The sequence below is a fragment of the Pantoea stewartii subsp. stewartii genome, assembly GCF_008801695.1.
GTDB classification, from domain to species: domain Bacteria; phylum Pseudomonadota; class Gammaproteobacteria; order Enterobacterales; family Enterobacteriaceae; genus Pantoea; species Pantoea stewartii.
On record NZ_VZPF01000030.1, the window covers coordinates 24,418 to 45,315 of the forward strand.

General features: G+C 54.4%; 15 protein-coding genes, 2 pseudogenes and 1 riboswitch. Of the genes and pseudogenes, 12 read left to right on the top strand and 5 right to left on the bottom strand.

What is annotated here, in order from left to right; translation table 11 throughout:
* Positions 1–62: 62 nt before the first annotated feature.
* Positions 63–473, bottom strand: a complete 411-nt coding sequence (gene psiE, locus F7Q90_RS10800) for a phosphate-starvation-inducible protein PsiE (RefSeq protein ID WP_006121549.1) — start codon at positions 471–473, stop codon at positions 63–65.
* Positions 474–1,047: 574 nt separating this feature from the next.
* On the opposite strand from psiE, the gene F7Q90_RS10805 reads away from it, so the two are divergent.
* Together F7Q90_RS10805 and F7Q90_RS10810 are read left to right on the top strand one after the other, a co-directional pair.
* Positions 1,048–1,860 (top strand): alkaline phosphatase family protein, encoded by an 813-nt coding sequence (locus F7Q90_RS10805; RefSeq protein WP_006121548.1) that lies wholly within the window; start codon positions 1,048–1,050, stop codon positions 1,858–1,860.
* Positions 1,861–2,240: 380 nt separating this feature from the next.
* Positions 2,241–3,866 (top strand): Na/Pi cotransporter family protein, encoded by a 1,626-nt coding sequence (locus tag F7Q90_RS10810; protein ID WP_006121547.1) that lies wholly within the window; start codon positions 2,241–2,243, stop codon positions 3,864–3,866.
* Between the two features lie 39 nt (positions 3,867–3,905).
* Here the strand turns inward: F7Q90_RS10810 and panS are convergent, their stop codons facing one another.
* Positions 3,906–4,838, bottom strand: coding sequence for a ketopantoate/pantoate/pantothenate transporter PanS (gene panS, locus F7Q90_RS10815; protein ID WP_006121546.1), 933 nt, complete (start codon positions 4,836–4,838; stop codon positions 3,906–3,908).
* Between the two features lie 115 nt (positions 4,839–4,953).
* On the bottom strand, positions 4,954–6,306 hold the full coding sequence (gene lysC / locus F7Q90_RS10820) for a lysine-sensitive aspartokinase 3 (protein WP_006121545.1): 1,353 nt from the start codon (positions 6,304–6,306) through the stop codon (positions 4,954–4,956).
* A 110-nt stretch (positions 6,307–6,416) separates the two neighbouring features.
* Positions 6,417–6,610, bottom strand: a riboswitch (Lysine riboswitch).
* 399 nt (positions 6,611–7,009) lie between these two features.
* On the opposite strand from lysC, the gene pgi reads away from it, so the two are divergent.
* The 6 genes from pgi to iclR all read left to right on the top strand — a co-directional run bounded on the left by pgi (position 7,010) and on the right by iclR (position 14,320).
* Positions 7,010–8,656, top strand: coding sequence for a glucose-6-phosphate isomerase (gene pgi, locus F7Q90_RS10825; protein ID WP_006121544.1), 1,647 nt, complete (start codon positions 7,010–7,012; stop codon positions 8,654–8,656).
* A gap of 558 nt (positions 8,657–9,214) precedes the next feature.
* Positions 9,215–9,460, top strand: coding sequence for an exopolysaccharide production protein YjbE (yjbE, locus tag F7Q90_RS10830; RefSeq protein WP_006121543.1), 246 nt, complete (start codon positions 9,215–9,217; stop codon positions 9,458–9,460).
* Between the two features lie 192 nt (positions 9,461–9,652).
* The gene (locus F7Q90_RS10835; protein WP_006121542.1) at positions 9,653–10,300 is read left to right on the top strand and encodes a YjbF family lipoprotein; all 648 of its coding nucleotides are present in this window, start codon (positions 9,653–9,655) and stop codon (positions 10,298–10,300) included.
* The gene (locus F7Q90_RS10840; protein ID WP_006121540.1) at positions 10,297–11,040 is read left to right on the top strand and encodes a capsule biosynthesis GfcC family protein; all 744 of its coding nucleotides are present in this window, start codon (positions 10,297–10,299) and stop codon (positions 11,038–11,040) included. The genes F7Q90_RS10835 and F7Q90_RS10840 overlap by 4 nt, the downstream gene beginning before the upstream one ends.
* Positions 11,040–13,130, top strand: a complete 2,091-nt coding sequence (locus tag F7Q90_RS10845; protein ID WP_006121538.1) for a YjbH domain-containing protein — start codon at positions 11,040–11,042, stop codon at positions 13,128–13,130. The genes F7Q90_RS10840 and F7Q90_RS10845 overlap by 1 nt, the downstream gene beginning before the upstream one ends.
* 359 nt (positions 13,131–13,489) lie before the next feature.
* Positions 13,490–14,320 (top strand): glyoxylate bypass operon transcriptional repressor IclR, encoded by an 831-nt coding sequence (gene iclR / locus F7Q90_RS10855; protein WP_006121537.1) that lies wholly within the window; start codon positions 13,490–13,492, stop codon positions 14,318–14,320.
* A gap of 90 nt (positions 14,321–14,410) precedes the next feature.
* Here iclR and F7Q90_RS10860 read toward each other — a convergent pair whose 3' ends face one another.
* Positions 14,411–15,412, bottom strand: a complete 1,002-nt coding sequence (locus tag F7Q90_RS10860; RefSeq protein WP_080577460.1) for a serine hydrolase domain-containing protein — start codon at positions 15,410–15,412, stop codon at positions 14,411–14,413.
* 158 nt (positions 15,413–15,570) lie between these two features.
* On the opposite strand from F7Q90_RS10860, the gene F7Q90_RS10865 reads away from it, so the two are divergent.
* The 4 genes and pseudogenes from F7Q90_RS10865 (at position 15,571) to uxuR (ending at position 19,095) form a co-directional block, all read left to right on the top strand.
* The gene (locus tag F7Q90_RS10865) at positions 15,571–16,167 is read left to right on the top strand and encodes a hypothetical protein (protein WP_237166101.1); all 597 of its coding nucleotides are present in this window, start codon (positions 15,571–15,573) and stop codon (positions 16,165–16,167) included.
* Positions 16,168–16,325: 158 nt separating this feature from the next.
* A pseudogene (locus F7Q90_RS10870) lies at positions 16,326–16,763 on the top strand (MFS transporter); the annotation flags it as partial.
* A gap of 104 nt (positions 16,764–16,867) precedes the next feature.
* Positions 16,868–18,130 carry a glucuronide uptake porin UidC gene (gene uidC / locus F7Q90_RS10875; RefSeq protein ID WP_006121536.1) on the top strand — a complete coding sequence of 421 codons (1,263 nt, stop codon included), beginning with the start codon at positions 16,868–16,870 and terminating at the stop codon, positions 18,128–18,130.
* Between the two features lie 207 nt (positions 18,131–18,337).
* A pseudogene (gene uxuR / locus F7Q90_RS10880) lies at positions 18,338–19,095 on the top strand (Uxu operon transcriptional regulator).
* Here the strand turns inward: uxuR and aceK are convergent.
* Positions 19,053–20,873, bottom strand: a complete 1,821-nt coding sequence (gene aceK / locus F7Q90_RS10885; protein WP_006121535.1) for a bifunctional isocitrate dehydrogenase kinase/phosphatase — start codon at positions 20,871–20,873, stop codon at positions 19,053–19,055. The pseudogene uxuR and the gene aceK overlap by 43 nt on opposite strands.
* Positions 20,874–20,898 lie beyond the last annotated feature (25 nt).

Genomic DNA, 20,898 nt, shown 5'->3' on the forward strand with positions numbered 1-20,898 from the left:
TCAGGCAGGTAGTTTAGCGCAGAGCGATTCACGGCACACCCGTCCGTCATGCAAACGCGAGGTTATTCGCGCTTAAGCCGGTTACTGTTTGCCAGCCACAGGGTGATAACCAGCAGCAGAATAGCAGCCGAGTAGCACAGCGTATCAAAGGGATTTTTGTGGTCGACGATAATCAGCCTGATGATAGCCGTGATGCCGATATAGACGAAATAGCGTAACGGGAAATGGTAACCCGACTGGAAGTACTTCACGATGAGGGCAATAAACTCAAAGTAAAGGAAGTAAATCACGATGCCTTCGATCAGAAGATAGGAGGACGCCTGCTCGCCCGTGCTGAACAGGACGTTGGCTAAATGGACCGTCTCTTTGCCCAGGAAGACCATTAAAATGAACGCCAGAATCAGCAATCCTGCATTCAGCACCCATTGCATCAGGCGCGCTATCTTTTGTGCTATCGGGTTTTTATCACTCATTTCACGCCTCGAAAATAAAGGGATGTTTTCTGGCATTATCATGCTTTAGTGTGACGTAAATCACAATATAGCCGTCAGGCTTACTTAACAGCGTCTTTCAAATCACCAGACTGCGCGATGGAATGCCAGCCCCGGCACCCTGGGTTATACCGCCGGGACCGTACGAACCTGTCTTTTGATGAAAGCCAACCGGACAGACCGATCATATCGGCTGGCAGACCCACTCCGTCGTGCCGTCCTGTCATACGGTTTTCACATCCGACATTTACATTGGCTCGGTTTTTCAACCCCGGCAGTCAGCTAGCGCCCGCTTCCATACCCGACTCAATGGATAAGCGTCCTGAGGTAACACGCTGCGTTGCTCTCCGCGCAGCCAACAGCGGCGTTCAGGCCCGGCCAGGCTTAATCTGTTCCGCATTAACGGTTACGGGATTACGTCAGGTTAGTGTGCACTTACTCAACTATTAAGATGCGGCCGGACGGCGTTGCGCTGGCGGCGTTAAAACAGCCCGACGTCAGAGACGCAGACAAACGCCCCCTGTGGCGTGAAGACGCCGCAGCAAGAGAGGACAACATGAAAACAATTCTGGTGATTCTGGACGGCCTGAGCCATCACGTTGCCCATCATGCGATGGGTTATCTGCACGCAGAATGTGCGCAAGGTAAAGGGCATTATTATCATCTCACCTGTGCACTGCCTTCTCTGTCGCGTCCGCTGTATGAATGCATTCTGACCGGTGTTGCGCCTGTGCAAAGTGGAATCATCCACAACGGGGTAAACCGCCTGAGTCACGAACAGAGCGTATTTCACTATGCGCATGATGCGGGCCTGACCACCGCCGCAGCGGCTTATCACTGGATCAGTGAACTTTACAACCGCAGCCCTTTCGAGCCCGCGCGCGATCGTCATACCGAAGCGCCGGCCCTGCCTGTCCAGTTCGGGCACTTTTACGTTGACGACAGTTACCCCGATTCGCACCTGTTTGAAGATGCCGAGAGCCTGAGGTTGCGGCACAACCCGGACTTCCTCCTCATCCATCCGATGAATATCGATTATGCCGGTCATCAACATGGCCTGTCCTCGCCCCAGTATCGTAACCGGGCACGCATGGCGGATGGTTACCTGTCGCAATGGATGCCTGGCTGGCTGGCAGAAGGCTATCAGGTGATGGTGACCGCCGACCATGGCATGAACGACGACCGCTCACATGGTGGCATGCTGCCGGAGGAAACGACCGTTCCCCTGTTTGTCTTTGGTGACGGATTCTCGCTAAAGCCTGGGCTGGAACTGCAACAAACCGATCTCTGCGGCACGCTGTGTACACTGCTCGGCGTTCCTCATGACAAGCCGGTGCATCACGATCTGCTGGCACAGGTTTCGTTCTGACCCTCTTCCCGTTTCTGGCGGCAGAAATACAGTAAACTGCCGCCCCGGGTCTGGCGGGTTGGGCGAACGGCACAACCCGTACTTCTGTTGCCGTTATTCCGCTGATCACCTGCCGTACTGACTTTGTCGCCACGCCCTTCACTGACCACAGAAAAAAGCGCACCGGCCGCGCGCGGCGGGAAAGGTCCGCCTGAGGCCAGCCGGATTTGTCGTGAGGTATCCGCAGAGTGGTCTACATTTAAAGGGGCCGACGCTGCGCAGGTCATTTAAAACACTGGAAAAAAGTTCGCAACGTCCGGCAGCCATGTTCGCAGATTGCGCTCTCCATCAGGCTGGCAATCTGTCATGCCGTAAGCCTGATGGTTGAGGAGCAACGTTACGTGTTAACCCTGCTTAACTTACTGTCTGCCGTTGCGCTTCTGGTCTGGGGCACGCACATTACGCGCTCCGGCATTATGCGCGTTTACGGGGCCGATTTGCGCCGGGTGCTCAGTCGCAGCGTGGAAAAGAAGCCGATGGCGTTTCTTGCCGGTATCGGCGTAACGATGCTGGTGCAAAGCAGTAATGCCACCACGCTGCTGGTTACCTCGTTTGTGGCTCAAAATCTTGTCAGCCTGACACCCGCTCTGGTAGTGATACTGGGCGCTGACGTCGGTACGGCCATTATGGCGCGCGTCCTGACATTCGATCTCTCCTGGCTTTCCCCGCTGTTTATCTTTTTTGGCGTGGTTTTCTTCCTGAGTCGCAAACAAAGCCGGGCAGGTCAGCTTGGCCGGACCAGCATAGGTCTGGGGTTAATTCTGCTGGCGCTACAGCTGATTGTTGAAGCCGCCCGACCGATTACCCAGGCGGCTGGCGTGCAGGTTCTGTTTTCCAGCTTAACCGGTGACGTAATGCTGGACGCTCTGCTCGGAGCCGTCTTTGCCATTATCAGCTACTCCAGTCTCGCCGCTGTGCTGATTACCGCCACACTGACCGCCACAGGCGTGATCGCCTTCAAGGTGGCCCTGTGCCTGGTAATCGGCGCGAACCTGGGCAGCGGCTTACTGGCGGTTATTAACGGCAGCGGATCCAATGCGGCCGGTAAACGCGTTGCAATGGGCAGCTTTCTGTTTAAGCTGACGGGTTGTGTAATAATTCTGCCCTTTGTTGAAACCGTAGCGGGCTGGCTGGATAAACTGCCCGTTAATGACGAAGAGCTGGTGATCTTCTTTCACGTTTTCTACAACCTGTTTCGCTGCATTATCATGGTGCCCTTTGCCGATGCGATGGCACGCCTGTGCCGTCGACTGATAGCGGACGATGCCGAAAGTGACGTCACGCTAAAACCCAGACACCTTGACAGCAGCGCGCTGGATACGCCCGCTCTGGCGCTGGTGAATGCTGCGCGCGAAGCGTTGCGTATGGGCGACGTGCTGGAGCAGATGCTGGATACGTTTCTGCAGGTGGTGCGCGGCGAGTCGCGGGCAGAACGCACGGTACGGCGGCTGGATGATGATGTGGATGTCCTGTATACCGCCATCAAACTCTATCTGGCGCGCATGCCGAAAGAGGATTTATCAGAGGAGGATTCCCGCCGCTGGGGGCAAATCATAGAAATGTCGCTGAATCTGGAGCAGGCCGGTGACATTATCGAGCGCATGAGCGGGGACGTCGCCGATAAATCTCTGGCTGCCCGGCGAACCTTTTCGCCCGAGGGCCTGAAAGAGCTGGAAGCCTTGCATGAGCAGCTTATCGCGAATCTACGGCTGAGCCTGTCGGTATTTTTATCTCACGATGTTACCAGCGCTAAGCGGCTACGCCGCGCCAAACACCGCTTTCGCCTGAAAATACGCCGCTATTCACACTCGCATGTTGATCGGTTACATCAGCAGAACATTCAGAGCATTGAAACCAGTTCGCTGCACCTGGGCTTGCTGGGCGATATGAAGCGTCTGAACTCGCTGTTTTGCGCGGTCGCTTACACGGTTCTGGAGCAGCCTGACGATGAGCGGGATTATGACTAAAGAAAGTGCGAAGGCCGTTTGGCCTTCGCACTGTGTCTCTCAGGGACGGGATGACGGCTTTTTATCTGTGGGCTTACCGGACCAGTAGCCCGCCAGCAGGGAACCGGAAAGGTTGTGCCAGACGGAAAACAACGCCCCCGGCAGTGCAGCCAGTGGCGAGAAATACAGTTTACCCAGCGTCGCCGCCAGCCCTGAATTCTGCATGCCCACTTCCAGCGCCAGCGTGCGGCAGGTAGATTCATCAAAGCCAAACAGCTTGCCGCCCCAGTAACCGCCGAGCAGACCAATAGCGTTATGTAACATGACGGCGGCGATCACCATCACGCCAACCGAGGCAATAAAGCTCTGGCTACCGGCGACCACAGCACTGATGATCAGCAGAATACACACCATTGAAAAAGCGGGAAGATAAGGCTCTACCCGACGAACCAGACCGTTAAACGTGTGGTGAATGATCAACCCTAACCCGATAGGGATCACGACGATCCTGATGATGCTCAGCAGCATACCGGCAACATCAACCTGAATATGCGTATCCACATAAAAACGGGTCAGCAGCGGCGTGGCAAACACACCAACCAGCGCGGACACCGAGGAGATGGTCACCGAGAGCACCACATCGCCTTTCGCCAGATAAATCATCACGTTCGAGGCGGTTCCACTGGCAACGCTGCCCACCAGAATCATCCCGGCAGCCAGATCGGGCGGCATGTTAAACAGTTTTGCCAGCGCCCATGCCGCCAGGGGCATCACCAGATAGTGCAGGAATGTAACTGCAAGCACCGGTGCCGGACGGGTTAAGACGCGTTTGAAATCATTGATATTCAGCGTGACGCCCATACCGAACATAATCAGCATCAGCAGATACGCGACCCACGGGCCAATACCCAGAAAGGTGGTGGGCGAGTAGTAAGCCGCGACAGACAACAGGACGGCCCACAGGGGGAACAGACGGGTTAAGGTGGCAAGCATCAACAAACATCCTTTTAGCAAAATCAGCGACGTGCGTGGAATGATGTCCGGCGGCATCACAGCCGGTCAGTAAAAAGCCGGACAGGGTCCGGCTTTCTTTTGATGTCAGCGGCGCTTATTCAAACAAGTTGTGGTGCAGCGTACGCACCACACTTTCCGCATCGTCACCTGGCACCAGGAAGCAGAGGTTATAGCTGCTGGCTCCGTAGCAAATCATGCGCAGGTTAAAGGGCTCAAGTACGCCAAACACCTCTTTACCTACCCCACAGGCTTTCGACAGTTCATTGCCGATTATGGCCACCAGCGCCAGGTTTTCCTCTACTTCCACCCGACACAGGGATGAGAGCTCGGTTAACAACGCCTGGCTCAGCAGATGGTCGCCGGTTGAAGTCGAGCCGGTCGTATCCAGCGTCAACGCGACGCTGACTTCCGAGGTGGTAATCAGATCCACTGACACGTTGTGACGCACCAGGATATTGAACACTTCAGACAGGAAGCCCGGCGTATGCAACATATTCAGGCTGTGCAACGTGACCAGGGTTTGCTTGCGGCGCAGCGCCAGCGCTCTGAACAGCGGCGGATTCGCCGTCTCATTGCACACGCGCGTACCGCCCGCTGCAGGATCTTTACTGGAGCCGACGAACACCGGAATGTCGCTACGGACAGCGGGCAGCAGCGTGGCTGGATGCAGAACTTTGGCACCAAAAGTGGCCATTTCAGCCGCTTCTTCAAAAGTGATTTCATCAATACGTTTAGCCGCCGGGACTACACGCGGATCGGTGGTGTAAATGCCCGGTACGTCTGTCCAGATATCCACGCGCGCAGCGTTTAATGCTTCACCCAGCAGGGCGGCCGTGTAATCACTGCCGCCGCGGCCCAGCGTGGTGGTGCGTCCTTTTTCTTCGCTGCCGATAAAGCCCTGCGTGACCACCAGAGCGGCGGCAATGCGCGGCTGCAACTGCACACTGACCTGCTCGGCCAGTACGGCAACATCAGGCTCCGCACGGCCAAAGCGATCGTTGGTGCGCATGACTTTACGCACGTCAAACCATTCCGCATTGACCCCGCGCTCACGCAGGATCTCGACAAACAGCAGAGTCGACATGAGTTCGCCGTGGCTGACCAGTTCGTCGGTTAAGGCGCTGGAGGTGGCGAGAGCCGCGGCGTCAGACAGCATGCCGATATTGTCGATAATGCGGTCGATTTCATCGCGGATAACGTCTGGATTGTTCAGGCGATCGATGATGGCATATTGAATGCGGCGGATATCATCGAGCTGCGCCGCGCGTTGCGATGTCTCCTGACCTTCGGCAAGGGAGACCAGCAGATTGGTGATGCCTGCAGAGGCAGAAAGCACCACCAGCCGGGTATTGCTGTCCTGCAACACCACATCGGCGCTACGGTTCATGGCATCGAAATCGGCAACGCTGGTACCGCCAAATTTCGCTACATTCAGATTCAGAGACATTGTATGACCTCGTGTCAGGATACGTTGCCCTCACCCGTTAAGAGATGAGAAACAGTAATTCAGCCTAAGCACAAGGAAAGAGCAGAAACGGGTAAAATCGAATAGACGAGTCACCCAGAAGCGCTCCACCTTGCGAAACGTCCGACTGTGGACGTTTCTGGTGACAACCCAGGGGATTCAGCCCCTGTAGCCGACAGTCAACACACCGTGATGTTGACCACCTCGGCGTCGCTCCCCCTGATGTGTTATCTCTGGATACGGTTCCTCCAACACACTGCCTGGTCGACGCGCCTCTTCTGGCTTGCGCACAGGTGCGCAAGTAGCGCGCATAGATTTAGCGATTTCTGGCCCTGCTGTCAATGACCGTCACGGGACAATTTTTCATGCAGAGCGCACCGGATAACAAATTTTGCCTAATCTCTGCGACTACAGTGCTAAATGGCTTCAGCAACGTCGTCACATTCTGATGCGGCACAATGTTCGTGGGCTGCCGTTGCGCCATACTTTTCAGCCTTTCGCCCATGGAAACAGTCCGAATGATTGCCGCATCATCCACTGCGAAACGGGCTGTAATCGTGCGCTGACACCATCGCACTGACAAAGTTTTTCCTTTCAGTTGCAACTGTGGTCATACTGAAATGCTAACCGGGTACGATGCGACCCCGATGGAATGACGGTTCTTAATATCAACAAGAGTGTTGCCATGAAAAATATCAATCCGACCCAAACCGCAGCCTGGAAAGCGCTGCAAGAGCATTATGAACAGATGAAAACGGCGAAAATCGCCGACCTGTTTGCCCAGGATGCCGATCGTTTTGCTAAATTCTCAGCCACCTTTGACGACCAGATGCTGGTAGATTTCTCGAAAAACCGCATCACGCAGGAGACGCTCGATAAACTGCTGGCCCTGGCAAAAGAAACCGATTTAAGCGGCGCGATTGCGTCCATGTTCTCGGGCGAAAAAATTAACCGGACGGAGGATCGCGCCGTCCTGCACGTCGCCCTGCGCAACCGCAGCAATACGCCAATCAAGGTGGATGGCAAAGATGTGATGCCTGAAGTCAACGCGGTGCTGGCGAAAATGAAAAGCTTCTCCGAGCGCATTATTGGCGGTGACTGGAAAGGTTACACCGGCAAACCGATCACCGATGTGGTGAACATTGGTATCGGCGGTTCCGATCTGGGGCCGTTTATGGTGACTGAGGCACTGCGCCCGTACAAAAACCACCTGAACATGCATTTTGTGTCCAACGTTGACGGTACGCACATCGCCGAAACGCTGAAAGACCTCAGCCCCGAAACCACGCTGTTTCTGGTGGCGTCAAAAACCTTTACCACCCAGGAAACCATGACCAATGCGCACAGCGCACGCGACTGGTTCCTGAAAACGGCCGGCGATCAACAACACGTTGCGAAGCACTTTGCTGCGCTCTCCACCAATGCTAAAGCCGTGGGCGAATTTGGTATCGATACCGACAATATGTTCGAGTTCTGGGACTGGGTCGGCGGCCGCTATTCGCTGTGGTCGGCCATTGGCCTGTCCATTATTCTGTCGATTGGTTTTGAGAACTTTGAGCAGTTGCTGAGTGGCGCGCATGCCATGGATAAGCACTTCTCTACCACGCCAGCCGAAAAGAATATCCCCGTTCTGCTGGCGCTTATTGGTATCTGGTATAACAACTTCTTTGGCGCGGAAACCGAAGCTATCCTGCCTTACGATCAGTACATGCACCGTTTTGCAGCCTATTTCCAACAGGGAAATATGGAGTCGAACGGGAAGTACGTTGATCGCGCAGGCCAGCCGGTGACCTATCAGACGGGCCCGATTATCTGGGGTGAACCCGGCACCAACGGCCAGCATGCGTTCTATCAGTTGATTCACCAGGGCACTAAACTGGTACCTTGCGATTTTATTGCACCTGCCATCAGCCACAATGCCCTGGCCGATCACCATCCTAAGCTGCTGTCGAATTTCTTTGCTCAGACCGAAGCGCTGGCATTTGGTAAGTCACGCGAAGTGGTGCAGAAAGAATTTACTGATGCGGGTAAATCGGCGGAATCTGTCGCGCACATCGTGCCGTTTAAAGTGTTTGAAGGGAACCGCCCGACCAACTCAATTCTGTTGCGCGAAATCACGCCATTCAGCCTGGGCGCGCTGATTGCGCTCTACGAGCATAAGATCTTCACCCAGGGGGCAATTCTGAATATCTTCACCTTTGACCAGTGGGGCGTGGAATTAGGCAAACAGCTGGCTAACCGTATTCTGCCGGAGCTGGAAGATGACAGTAATATTACCAGTCATGACAGTTCGACTAACGCCTTAATTAACTGCTACAAGAAATGGCGCTAATCGTATAGTGACAGAGGCGGCCTGCCGGCCGCCTTTTTTTTGTCATCACGATCGGGCACGCTGCTTTTTATCTGAAAAGCCTGCTGGCAGACTGGAAAATTCTTAAAATGCACTGCGGCAATTCTGAACCTCGCGCTGCGCAGAGCGCATCACCCTACTAAAAACCGGATCTAAAACGGTAAGCCAATGCTTCTTACCTCTTGTTTTATAAGGTGATTGGATTTTACGCTTATTCAGGTAATTCCGATTATTCTCATTCCGTACCAAAAGATACTAAATAAGTAGAAACCGCTTTGCTTTCCTCTTACTCACAGACAAATATCCGGCCTTTCACGGTAAATCCACCAATTTAAAATAAGTTAACGCTGAATCCGCTTAATTTGCCCCGTTTTTTTACGCGTCATTTACCAGGTTTTAAGACTACTCAACTCTGGTATTTTGTTGCCCTATACTGGACGCGCCCATAATGGGTCTGTCCTTCGGTTTGCGATAACCGTTTATTCTGTTTCGCGAATGTGTTGGATAGCAATCCTTCATTCAACCAATGTAGGTGTTGTTATGAAAAAACGCATGATTGCCGGTCTGGCATTACTCGTCGCCGTCTCTTCCAGCGCTTATGCGGCACCGGAAGAAGCTGGTGCCGCAGCAGGCGCACAGGCGGGGACAATCTCCGCAGGTACGACTACCGCTGTAGGTATCGGCGTGCTCGGCGCGTTAGTAGGACTCGGCGTTGCCGCTTCTGGCGGTGGTGACGGGGCAAATACGGGTACAACTACCACGACCACAACGGGCACCACACGTTGATGGGTACCCTGATTCTTTAGGCTGCAGCAAGGCCGCGAACGTGTGAGTCGTGATGCATTTACGCAGGTGAGTGTGTTGCAACGAGGACGCCAGCGTGTCGGCAGCTGAAAGAACAGAGGTATGGGAGCATTAATCATAACCACACATTCGTGTGGTTATTTTTACTTTGGCATCATTTATCAGGGACACATTGTGCGCCAACTTCCGCTGCTGCTCGTTTGCCTGCTGCTGCAGGCCTGTACACAAACGCAAAAAGGACTCGAACAGACGGTGATAATGGCCATCGAAGGGCCAAAAGATGTCACTGTCACGCCTCAGGAAATTGATGCGCTGCCCTACGCCAGCCTGTATGCACGCATTAATGACGGCCCACGCATTTTTGTCGTGCTGGGTTACAACGAAAACGGCCAGCAAAAATGGATTACGCGTGACCAGTCCATGCTGGTAACGGCCCACGGCAGGCTGATTAAAACGCTGGGCCTGCCCGACAACCTGATGAACGTCAGTAACCTGCAACAGGATCCGCTGGCGAAAGGCCTGTCGCTGACCAACGGCCAGCACTGGACGCGGATTGTGCAGTGGACCGGGCAGGGCAAATTCCAGAGCGCCACCGTCAGTTCCACTTTCGAGCGTGGCGATGATGAAGTTCTGACGATTGCCGGAAACCGCATCCCCTGCCGCGTCTGGCATGAGGCGTTACGTATCGACAGCCTTGGCCGTGAGTGGCAAAACACGTTCTGGATCGATAACAGCAGCGGTCAGGTCGTGCAATCCCGACAGATGCTTGCTGCCGATACCTTCCCTGTTGAAATCACCATTCTGAAACCGGCGAAATCATGAAAAAAATAACGCTATTGTTGGCAGGCGTGAGCCTGCTTACCAGTCTGGGTGCCCGTGCCGCAGGTCAGGTTACCGTCCATGCCCCGCAGGACACCGCCAGTGTGCAACTCAATCAGGTCGAAAATCTGGCGCAGTTGGTGACACAGCCCGCCTTAATGGCCCAAACCGACTGGCGACGGGCCGTGATTGCTGAGCAGGGAGCGACAGCCCAGGCCCGGCAGCAGTATCAGCAGGCCCTGGCCGCGCTGCGTACCTGGCGGGCCGACAGCAGTGGTGAACAAGCCGCCGCCATTGAGGCGGTGATTCGGCAGTTCAGCAACATGAAGGTGACGGGCCGTCAGCTCGTCACGCTGGATCCTGATCGCATCCGGCTGCATTCAGCAGACAACCGCCGCCTGGACGGGCGTTATGATCTCTATCTCACTCAGCCCAGTCATCATGTGCTGCTGCTGGGCGCGATTGCCGGAGCCGGACGCGAAGCCTGGCAACCGGGCAAGTCCGTGCGGGAATACCTGCGTGACCATCCACGGCTGGCCGGCGCAGAACGCAATTTCGCGGTTGTGATTGCGCCAGACGGAACGACGCAGAACGTCCCGATTGCTTACTGGAACCATCGCCATGTCGAACCTGAACCTGGCAGCATTATTTTTGTGGGCTTTTCCTCATGGAGCCTGCCAGGCGCCTTTGACGATCTGAATAGCCGCCTTGTTTCTGTTCTGACTCACCGGATACCAGACTGATGAAAAAACGTTATCTTCTCAGCCTGTTGGCTGTTTCAGTAGCAAGCGCCTGCCAGGCGCAGGCGGAAATGTATGAGGCGCCCGTCACGCCGTCGCAGTCTGATTTCGGCGGCGTAGGGCTGATGCAGGTACCGACCGCGCGAATGGCAAGAGAAGGCGAATTCAGCCTTAACTTCCGCGATAATGACCAGTATCGCTACTATTCCGCCTCATTACAGCTTTTCCCCTGGCTGGAAACGACTGTGCGCTACACCGATGTGCGGACACGACGTTACAGTGCGGTAGAGAGTTTCAGTGGTAATCAAAGCTATAAAGATAAAGCCTTCGACCTGAAACTGCGGCTGTGGCAGGAAGGATACTGGTTACCTGAAGTCTCGTTCGGTACGCGCGATCTTGGCGGTACCGGCTTATTTGACAGTGAATATCTGGTCGCCACCAAAGCCTGGGGGCCCTTTGACTTTACGCTGGGCTTTGGCTGGGGCTATCTGGGCAACAGCGGAACCGTTTCCAACCCCTTCTGCTCTTACAGCGACAGCTTCTGTCAGCGCCCGGGCGTGGGACAGGCTGGCTCGATTAACGGTTCTCAGATGTTTCACGGCCCTTCTGCCGTGTTCGGCGGTATTGAATACCAAACGCCGTGGCAGCCGCTGCGCCTGAAAGTGGAATATGAAGGCAATGATTATAAAGATGATTTTGCCGGACGCCTGCCGCAGCGCAGTAAAGTTAACGTCGGTGCGATCTACCGCGTAACTGACTGGGCGGATATCAATGCCAGCTATGAGCGCGGCAATACCTTTATGTTCGGCTTTACCATCCGGACTAACTTTAACGATATGCATCAGGATCATATCGACAGCCCTAAACCGGCCTATGATCCGCATCCGCAGCCGAAATTGCTGGAGACCACGGTGACAGGCAATCAGCTGTCTGCGCTGAAGTACGACGCAGGCCTGGCGGGCCCGAAAATCCAGACCAAAGGCAATACGCTGTATGTATCGGGCGAGCAGACCAAATATCGCGATACCCGCGAAGGGGTCGACCGCGCCAATCGTATCATCATGAACAACCTGCCGGACGGCATCGATACGATTAACGTCACAGAGTCGCGCTTCAATATGCCGCAGGTGACGACAGAAACGTCCGTTGCCAGCCTGCGTAATGATCTGACTGGCTACCCGTTAGGACATGAGCAGTCTCTGCAGCAGGTACGCAAAAATCCGGTCGATCCGGGTCAGACCGAGCAGGGGATGTTTATTCGCAAAGATCGCCTGGATTACGGTCTGTCTCCGGTACTCAATCAGTCTGTCGGCGGCCCGGAGAGCTTCTATCTGTATCAGGTCGGCGTCATGGGCAACGTCGATTACTGGCTGACCAATCATCTGCTGGTCAGTGGCAGCCTGTTTGCTAACGTGGCAAATAACTATAATAAATTCAACTACAACGGTGCCCCCGCCGATTCTACCCTGCCCCGCGTGCGTACGCATATTCGTGACTACGTTGAGAACAACGTTTACGTCAACGATCTGCAGGCTAACTACATGGATTATCTGGGCAATGGTTTCTACGGCCAGGTCTATGGCGGCTATCTGGAAACCATGTACGGTGGTGTCGGGGGCGAAGTGCTTTATCGTCCGGTGGACAGCAACTGGGCGGTGGGCGTAGACGCCAACTATGTGCGCCAGCGTGACTGGAACGACATGATGCGGTTTACGCATTACGAAGCCCCGACCGGCAACCTGACAGGTTACTGGCGGCCGTGGTTTGCGGAAGATGTGTTGGTTAAGGCCAGTATCGGCCAGTATCTGGCGAAGGATAAAGGCGTCACGCTGGATGTCTCTAAACGCTTCGACAGCGGCGTCATGGTCGGCGTCTATGCGACCAAAACCAATGTCTCCTCTCAGCAGTACGGCGAAGGCGACTTTACGAAAGGTTTCTACATTTCCATCCCAATGGATCTGTTTACCGTGACGCCAACGCGTGGCCGTGCGCAGATTAACTGGGTTCCGCTCACCCGCGATGGCGGTCAGATGCTGGGACGCAAGTACCAGCTGTATGACATGACCTCGGATCGCGATGCGCGGTTCAACTGATAAAGAGGGCAGCCTGCGGGCTGCCTTCTTTTTTGTCTGCGTCGTCCTCAGCTGAAAGGCCCGCGCGCCACGCCGCTCACCGATGTGTTTTTACAGCCGCATAATCTTCCACCCGATCGCGCTGGCTTTGCGCCACCGCAACATAGCGGCTGGCAGGATGACTAAAATATCTGCCTCACCTTGACGCGCCTGACCACATCGCAAATTACCCCCACAGGTTTCATTCCAGCGTGTGCCTCCACATCCGGTCAGGCCCGGCGGATTGCGGAGACGGAGAGCAGGTCTGACCAGCGCACCAGCGTTTGCATTTATGGTGATTAAAACGAAAATGGTTTCCACTATGTGAAAGGAGAGACTCTATGGCTACGCCTGTTGCCGCCAAACGCGGTAAAAAACCTCGCAGCACGTCGGCACCTCCCGCTCCGGCTGGCGGTCAGGTTCAGTCACTGACACGGGGGCTGACGTTGCTGGAGTTGATCGCCAGTTCACAGGGTAGCGTGGCACTTACCGAACTGGCACAACAGGCGGGTTTACCAAACTCGACCACCCATCGTCTGCTGACCACAATGCAGCAGCAGGGCTTTGTACGCCAGGTGGGCGATCTGGGTTTCTGGACAATCGGCGCGCATGCGTTTGTGGTTGGAAGCAGTTTTTTGCAGAGCCGCAACCTGCTGGCGCTGGTGCATCCGGTGTTACGTTCACTGATGGAGAGTTCGGGCGAAACGGTCAATCTGGCGGTGCTGGACCTGAGCGACTTCCAGGCGGTCATTATTGACCAGGTACAGTGCACGCAGCTCATGCGCATGTCCGCACCGATCGGCGGCAAGCTGCCCATGCATGCTTCCGGAGCGGGCAAAGCCTTTCTTGCCCATCTCAGCGACGACAAAGTGACCGCGCTGCTGCACCAGAAGGGCCTGCATTACTACACACCCAATACGCTGATGTCTCCGCAGAGCCTGAAAACTAACCTGGCACAAATACGTACCCGTGGATTTTCTTTCGATGACGAAGAGCATGCGCTCGGCTTGCGTTGCGTGGCGGCACCCATTTATGACGAACACGGCGAGCCTTGTGCCGCGCTGTCGATTTCGGGTCCAATTGCCCGCATGACTGACGATCGCATTACCGAACTGGGCGCGCTGGTCATTCGGGAAGCGCGCCAGGTTACCCAGGCTTACAGTGGTCGTTAAGGAACGGGCTTTGCACCGTGCGCGAGTCCGGAAATCGACGCGTAGATCACTGGCGCGATCCAGCGCGCCAGTGGCTGATGGACTGTCATATCAGGCGCTTAGTAAACCTTTATAGACGGCATCACGCACCATCACAGGAAACTGCCCATTCACCCCCTCCGGTGTGGTATTGGTCATGGCGACCACGCACAGCGCGTTTTGACGATCCACGAACCAGGTGTGTCCATACGCTCCACTCCACGACAGCGTACCGGCTGACTGAGGCGACAGGGCAGCATCCGGATCCACCAGCAGTGCCCAGCCCACACCAAATCCCCATCCCGGCCCCTGCGTAGCCCAGTTTGCCGTCACGTGTTCCTGCGTCATGTAGTCAAAACTTTCACGCGTGATTAGCGGCGCGCCTTCACGCCGGACGGTTTCCAGCACTTGCATAAAATCGAGGGCCGTTCCTGCCATACCGCCGCCGCCGCACGGCCAGGCATCGGGTTTGAGAATACGGCCGGGGCTAAAAATCGCGGCGCCTTCACCGAAAGGGATCTGCTGATTATCACGCATGACTGAAGGCACCGGGTTGTCGTCCGTGTAGACCGTGGTTAATCGCGATGCGTCTCTGACGCTAAACAGCGTGTCTGCCATCCCCAGTGGGCTCGTTATATGGTGATTCACCAGTTCTGGCAGGCTTTTACCGGTCGCCCGCACCATGATTTCACCGAGGACATCGATGCCCAGGGAATAACGCCAGCCGGTGCCGGGACGGAACTGTAACCGGGTGCCCGCAAGGCGCTGCAGATTCTCTTCCAGGGTGAGTCCGGGCTGATAGTCGATGCCGTCTGACACATTGCGTGAGTGATAAAGCGAATCCGCCGGGGCGGAATAACGATAGCGTAAACCTGACATATGGCTCAGCAAATGCCGCACCCGGATAGTGGCTGGCTCACCGTTCTCAAGGCAGGGACGGAAATCCGGAAGCCAGCGGGTGATATCGTCGTCCAGTGTGATATCCCCTTGCTCGATCAGGCGCATGGCGGTCAGGCTGACAATGGGTTTGGTGAGTGACGCAAGACGGGGCTTTGTTGAATAATAGGTAATCATTCTGTTTTGTCTGCACTGTTTTGGTAGAAAACGCTGATGCCAGACAGAACACCGTCATACGCAAGCATGTAACGCATTGATTTTATGTTATCTGAAACAACCGTTTTCATAGTACCACAGCATAAAATCCATTTATTCAACAAAGCCTGCCGGGCATTGTGATTCAGTATTTTGGCCAGGATTCGGCGCTGACCTATACCTACACCGGTATTATGTTTTCCTGCCTGTTCTTTATTGTGGTGTTGATTACCTGGTATTGTACCTGGGAGTCAAAAAATATGAACCCGGAAGAGTTTGAACGGCGCAATACGGGTCCCAGCCTCGGATTATTGAGCCACCTGAAAAATATGTTTGTCGAGTTAATGACAACCTTCAAAATAAAAATATTCAGACAACATTTAATTATCTATATCTCTTCATTTACTGCACTGGATATTTTTATTGCTGTCTTCGTTTACTTTGTTGTCTACGGTTTAAATCTGGATGCGGCCAACGCGTCGGCCTATCTTTCCATTGCGACGTCCGTCTCCATTCCTTCCACGCTGCTTTTCATGTTTATGCTGGATAAACTGAATGTCAGGCCCGCCTACGCCATGCGTATTTCCTACCTGTGTATTTTAGGTGTGCTGGGTTATCTGATTTTAATGTTTATCGGCCATTCGGCAGTGTCGTCATGGTGGTTGACCACGCTCATTTTTGTCCTGCTGGGTTTTGGCCGTGCGGGGCTTTACTTTATCCCCGGCTTTGTTGAATAAATGGATTTTATGCTGTGGTACTATGAAAACGGTTGTTTCAGATAACATAAAATCAATGCGTTACATGCTTGCGTATGACGGTGTTCTGTCTGGCATCAGCGTTTTCTACCAAAACAGTGCAGACAAAACAGAATGATTACCTATTATTCAACAAAGCCTTTATCCCCTGGAATATTTACAGCTTTATTCCCGATGTGGATGAAATGGTCACGCGTCAGCGGCGCGAAGGCGTTTTTGCTGGCGTCATGACGTTGATGCGAAAAAGTACCGTGGCCGTCGCCATTATGGTGGTGGGTGCGGTACTGGAACACAATCATTTTGTTAAAGGCCAGTTAATTCAACCGGAAAGTGCGCTCAACGCGATTACCGGGCTCCTGGTCTTCGGCACCGGCGGTCTGTTACTGATCAGTTTATATATGACCTTCAAATTTAAACTGACACGCGAAACGCATCGGGTATTGGTGAATGAAATTGATCGCCTCAAGGCAGGCGGCGATAAAGCCGACTGCACACCCGAAACCAAAGAGGTCGTGAAAGCCCTGACGGGCTACGACTACGAGCAGGTCTGGCAACAGGATAAATGCACCCGGCCTTAATCTGGTCGGGTTGACGCGGGTCAGGAAAGGTAAAACGCAAGGCATGCGGATAACCGCCCGGCCCGACGTCATCCGGCTCTGTTCACATACGGTATGGATACGTGATGAAAATTGCCCTATTTTGCATTCTGCTTGTCAGCCTGTTTTTCCCGTCCTCTCCGCTTTATGCTGCCGCGATTAATGACGATGAGGACAGCCTGCGCATTCGTCTGAAAAACGATTTTCGGCGGGCCGACAAACCCAGCGCGGGTTCAGATCGTCATATTTACGCCTGGGTACAGGGTGGGCTGATTGATGTGAATACGCGCTATTACAATGACGTCATCGGCGTGAGCGCGGGAGCGTATTATGTGTACAAGCTGGGTGCAAACGCCGGCTGGAGCACCCGCTATTATCTGGACGGCCACGACAGCTTTGGTGTGGCCATTGGCGCGGTCAAACTTAAACCGGCAGAGAATCTTCGCCTGACGCTCGGGCGGTTTGGGACGGATTATGGTTACGGCAGCCTGCCCTGGCGCATCCCGTTGATCGCCGATAATTCGTCACGCACGATACAGACAATTTCTGAAGGTGCGCTGGCCCACTTTGAGGCGACAGAGAATCTGGAATTCTGGTCAATGTGGCGTAAGCGCGCGTTCTATTATGTCGACTCTGCCACGGGCGTGCGTGATGAAGGCGTGATTAACAGCACAACAGGGAAATACCATCCCCATCGGAGCCGCGGCTATCTGGTGGGATCCTGGCACGATGCTTCTTCGCGGTATTCACTGGGTGCCTCTTATCAACAAGATGTATCGACTCAGGTGCAAAGCATCGTCGAAAAAACCTATGCCTTTGCTGACGATCGCGCACTCAAATGGGAGCTGATGGGTTTTTATGGTCAGGTTGAGGGGATGAGTAAGCCTCTCAGTTATCACCACGAGACGGCGTTGATTTCCGGGCGATTAACCTATTCGTTTGCGAATGCCCGGTTATTTGGTGCCGTGGGTAAGCTTACCCATGATATTGATGGTCGCATTATCTATACGGATATTGGCTATCCCGACTCGCTGAGTATTGATCGCAATAAAGAAGGCATGCTGTCTGTTCAGCTTGGCGGGCAATATTTCTTCACCCCGAACGTCGGCGTTATGCTGGGCCCGATTCTTACCCACGGTTATGAAGACAAACAGCGTCACACCAGAATCAACGGAGTGGGCCTGATGGGCGCGATCCTGTACAACGTCGCAGAGGGCCCGTTTAAAGGCCTGAACATGTATATTGCCGCCGACAGAGCCAGGGAGAAGCGCCCCGGTAGCTCACTGGGTGACCGGCTCAATTACTGGGATGTGAAAGCCGGTATGCAATATGACTTCATGCTGAAGTAACAAATCATCAGATGAAGTAGTCTGTATGTTTCCAAAGTGGCATCTCTTGATGCCGCTTTTAATTATTCTCGCAATTTATTGTTAAATAAAGAATAAAACAGCGTGCCAACGCGTCAGCCTGCTTATCTTAACGTGCGCTGAACCCTGTTATCCCGATCGTGAGGTGGTAAAATTTTTGCCGCAACGGTATCTGACGGGAGCATCACTATGAGATCTGTCTCTCAGCAACGTCCTTATCAGCAAGTCGCCGCAAAAATCCGGCAGCGCATTGTGGAAACGCCCTATCGCCCGGGCGGGCGCCTGCCACCCGAGCGTGAAATGGCTGGCATGCTTAACGTCAGCCGCACCGTCGTTCGCGAGGCGCTCATTATGCTGGAAATCGAAGGGCTGATCGAAGTCAGACGGGGAGCCGGTATTTACGTCACAGCGCACAACTCTCCATGCCGTATTAGTGCTTTCACAACGATGCCGGCCCGTTTGAGCAGCTTCAGGCGCGACAGTTGCTGGAAAGCAATATCGCGGAGTTTGCCGCCCTGCAGGCGACACGGGCGGACATCATCAAAATGCGTCAGGCTTTGCTGCTGGAAGAACGCGAGCTGACCTCGTGTTCGCTGGGAAACCCGGAAAAAGGTGATATGCACTTTCATCTGGCCATCGCTGAAGCCACGCATAACAGTATGCTGGTCGACGTATTTCGCCAGTCATGGCAGTGGCGCGAAAACAACCCTATGTGGATTCAGCTGCACAGTCATCTTGGCGATACCCAATATCGTAAAGCGTGGCTGGTCGATCACCGGCAAATTCTTGCCGCGCTGATCAAAAAAGATGCCCGCGCCGCTAAGCTGGCTATGTGGCAGCATCTGGAAAATGTGAAGCAGCGTTTACTGGAATTTTCCAACGTGGACGATCTCGACTTTGATGGTTATCTGTTTGACTCCTGGCCGCTGGCAAAGAGTGACGGCTGAAGCGGTTCCCGTTCCTGGTCGGGATGCTCTGGGGTTTTATAACGTGGTGCAAGCCTGCTGCCATAGCGCACACAGAAGCGCTGGGCGGGCTGCCAGGCAATAACATCCTCAATATGCCCCTGCGCAATGCGCCGCTGCTGGGCGCGCCACCAGCCCGCGTCAAAAATTTCCGGATGCCGTTGCTGGAGCAGCGCACCGACTTTCGGCTCACTGCACAGGGCATAACGAAAGGTTTCAGGAAAAACATCATCTGGCCCAACGCTGTACCAGGGCTCGGCGCTTAACTCGTCCTCCTCGTAACGCGCCGCAGGCACGTCACGGAAATGGAGTTCCTGCATCGGGCGAATCTCATCGTAGTCATAAAACACCACGCGTCCATGACGGGTGATGCCAAAATTTTTAAACAGCATATCACCGGGAAAGATATTGGCGGCAGCCAGTTGTTTGATCGCGTTGCCATATTCTTCAATGGCCTGAGCGCGTTGGCTGTCGCTGGCCTCAGCCAGAAAAAGGTTAAGCGGCTGCATACGACGTTCCAGCCACAGATGACTGATGATCAGGCGATCGCCTTCAATACGCATTTTTCCGGCAATCGTATTCTGGAACGCCACCAGCAGTGCTGGCGTAATGCGTGCGAGCGGCAGCGCAAACTTTTCAAAGGCCTGCGTGTCAGCCATGCGTCCCACACGGTCATGTTCTTTAACCTGCTGATAGCAGGCCCTTACCTGCTCTTCCGTGACCTCTTTTTGCGGAGCAAAGCGATCTTTGATGACTTTGAACACCCGATCAAAGCCCGGCAGCGTAAAGACCAGCATCACCATGCCAGGGATGCCTAGCGCAATCTCAAAGGCGGCATCCGTTTGCTCCAGCGCCTGCAGATATTCCCGGTAGCTTTCCGTTTTGCCATGTTTCTGGCAGCCGATGGCCATATAACGTTCTGCCAGCGTTTTACCCGGTAAGACAGGCTTCAGCCATGCGACCAGCGCGCCGGGTAATGGGGCATAAACCATGAAGTACGCGCGGGCAAAGCCGAACACGATGCTGGCCTCGTTCACATCCGTCAGGCAGGTATCGATCCACAATTCATCTTGCTCGCTGCGCTGAACCGGCAACAGGCATGGCAGGATAGCGTCGGGCAGATGCAGGCGAGCCACTATCCAGGCGGTTTTGTTGCGGTAAAACAGCTCACAACAGACGTCCAGCCAGCCCTGTGCCAGTTGCGCGGAAGAGAACGCCTCATGCAAATGGCGTACAATCCAGGCTTCATCGCGCGCCTGATCCTGCCAGGGCAGCGTCAAAGGCACATCGCGTAGCACCTCATGCAGCAGTGTTTGCCAGCCCCGATCGGGCCGATAGGTTCGCGCCAGTGGACGCGAAACCTGACGTTGTGGCGCAGGCGGTTGCGAGCTGAAGATAAATAACCGTTCCGGCTGTAATGCATGGTGACCATGCAGCCGGCAGTAAACGGAATTGAAAAAGCTTTCAGCAATTTCATAACGCGGATAACCGGGTAACAGGGTTTCATAGTGGTTTTTGATCTTCAGCCAAAAAGCATCGTCCCAGTGCGCCGCCCCGTTCAGTGCGCGCAGTTGATCGGCAACCAGCGCCACATGGTGGTCATAAAGATGAATTCGTGCCTTCATAGCCTGCTGTACGGCCAGCCACTCAGCCTGTTCAAAACGCTGCTGAGCACCCGCCGTAATATCAAGAAAACGGCCATACTGCGCATCGAAGCCCTGCAGAATGGTGTGCGCGATTAGGGATTCACGTGGTGGCATAATCCACTCCTGAAAAAGCCCGCCC

Coding starts and splice junctions, on each gene's coding strand:
- psiE (WP_006121549.1), bottom strand. CDS start 473: ATGAGTGATAAAAACCCGATAGCACAAAAGATAGCGCGCCTGATGCAA.
- F7Q90_RS10805 (WP_006121548.1), top strand. CDS start 1,048: ATGAAAACAATTCTGGTGATTCTGGACGGCCTGAGCCATCACGTTGCC.
- panS (WP_006121546.1), bottom strand. CDS start 4,838: ATGCTTGCCACCTTAACCCGTCTGTTCCCCCTGTGGGCCGTCCTGTTG.
- lysC (WP_006121545.1), bottom strand. CDS start 6,306: ATGTCTCTGAATCTGAATGTAGCGAAATTTGGCGGTACCAGCGTTGCC.
- pgi (WP_006121544.1), top strand. CDS start 7,010: ATGAAAAATATCAATCCGACCCAAACCGCAGCCTGGAAAGCGCTGCAA.
- yjbE (WP_006121543.1), top strand. CDS start 9,215: ATGAAAAAACGCATGATTGCCGGTCTGGCATTACTCGTCGCCGTCTCT.
- F7Q90_RS10840 (WP_006121540.1), top strand. CDS start 10,297: ATGAAAAAAATAACGCTATTGTTGGCAGGCGTGAGCCTGCTTACCAGT.
- F7Q90_RS10845 (WP_006121538.1), top strand. CDS start 11,040: ATGAAAAAACGTTATCTTCTCAGCCTGTTGGCTGTTTCAGTAGCAAGC.
- iclR (WP_006121537.1), top strand. CDS start 13,490: ATGGCTACGCCTGTTGCCGCCAAACGCGGTAAAAAACCTCGCAGCACG.
- F7Q90_RS10860 (WP_080577460.1), bottom strand. CDS start 15,412: ATGATTACCTATTATTCAACAAAGCCCCGTCTTGCGTCACTCACCAAA.
- uidC (WP_006121536.1), top strand. CDS start 16,868: ATGAAAATTGCCCTATTTTGCATTCTGCTTGTCAGCCTGTTTTTCCCG.
- aceK (WP_006121535.1), bottom strand. CDS start 20,873: ATGCCACCACGTGAATCCCTAATCGCGCACACCATTCTGCAGGGCTTC.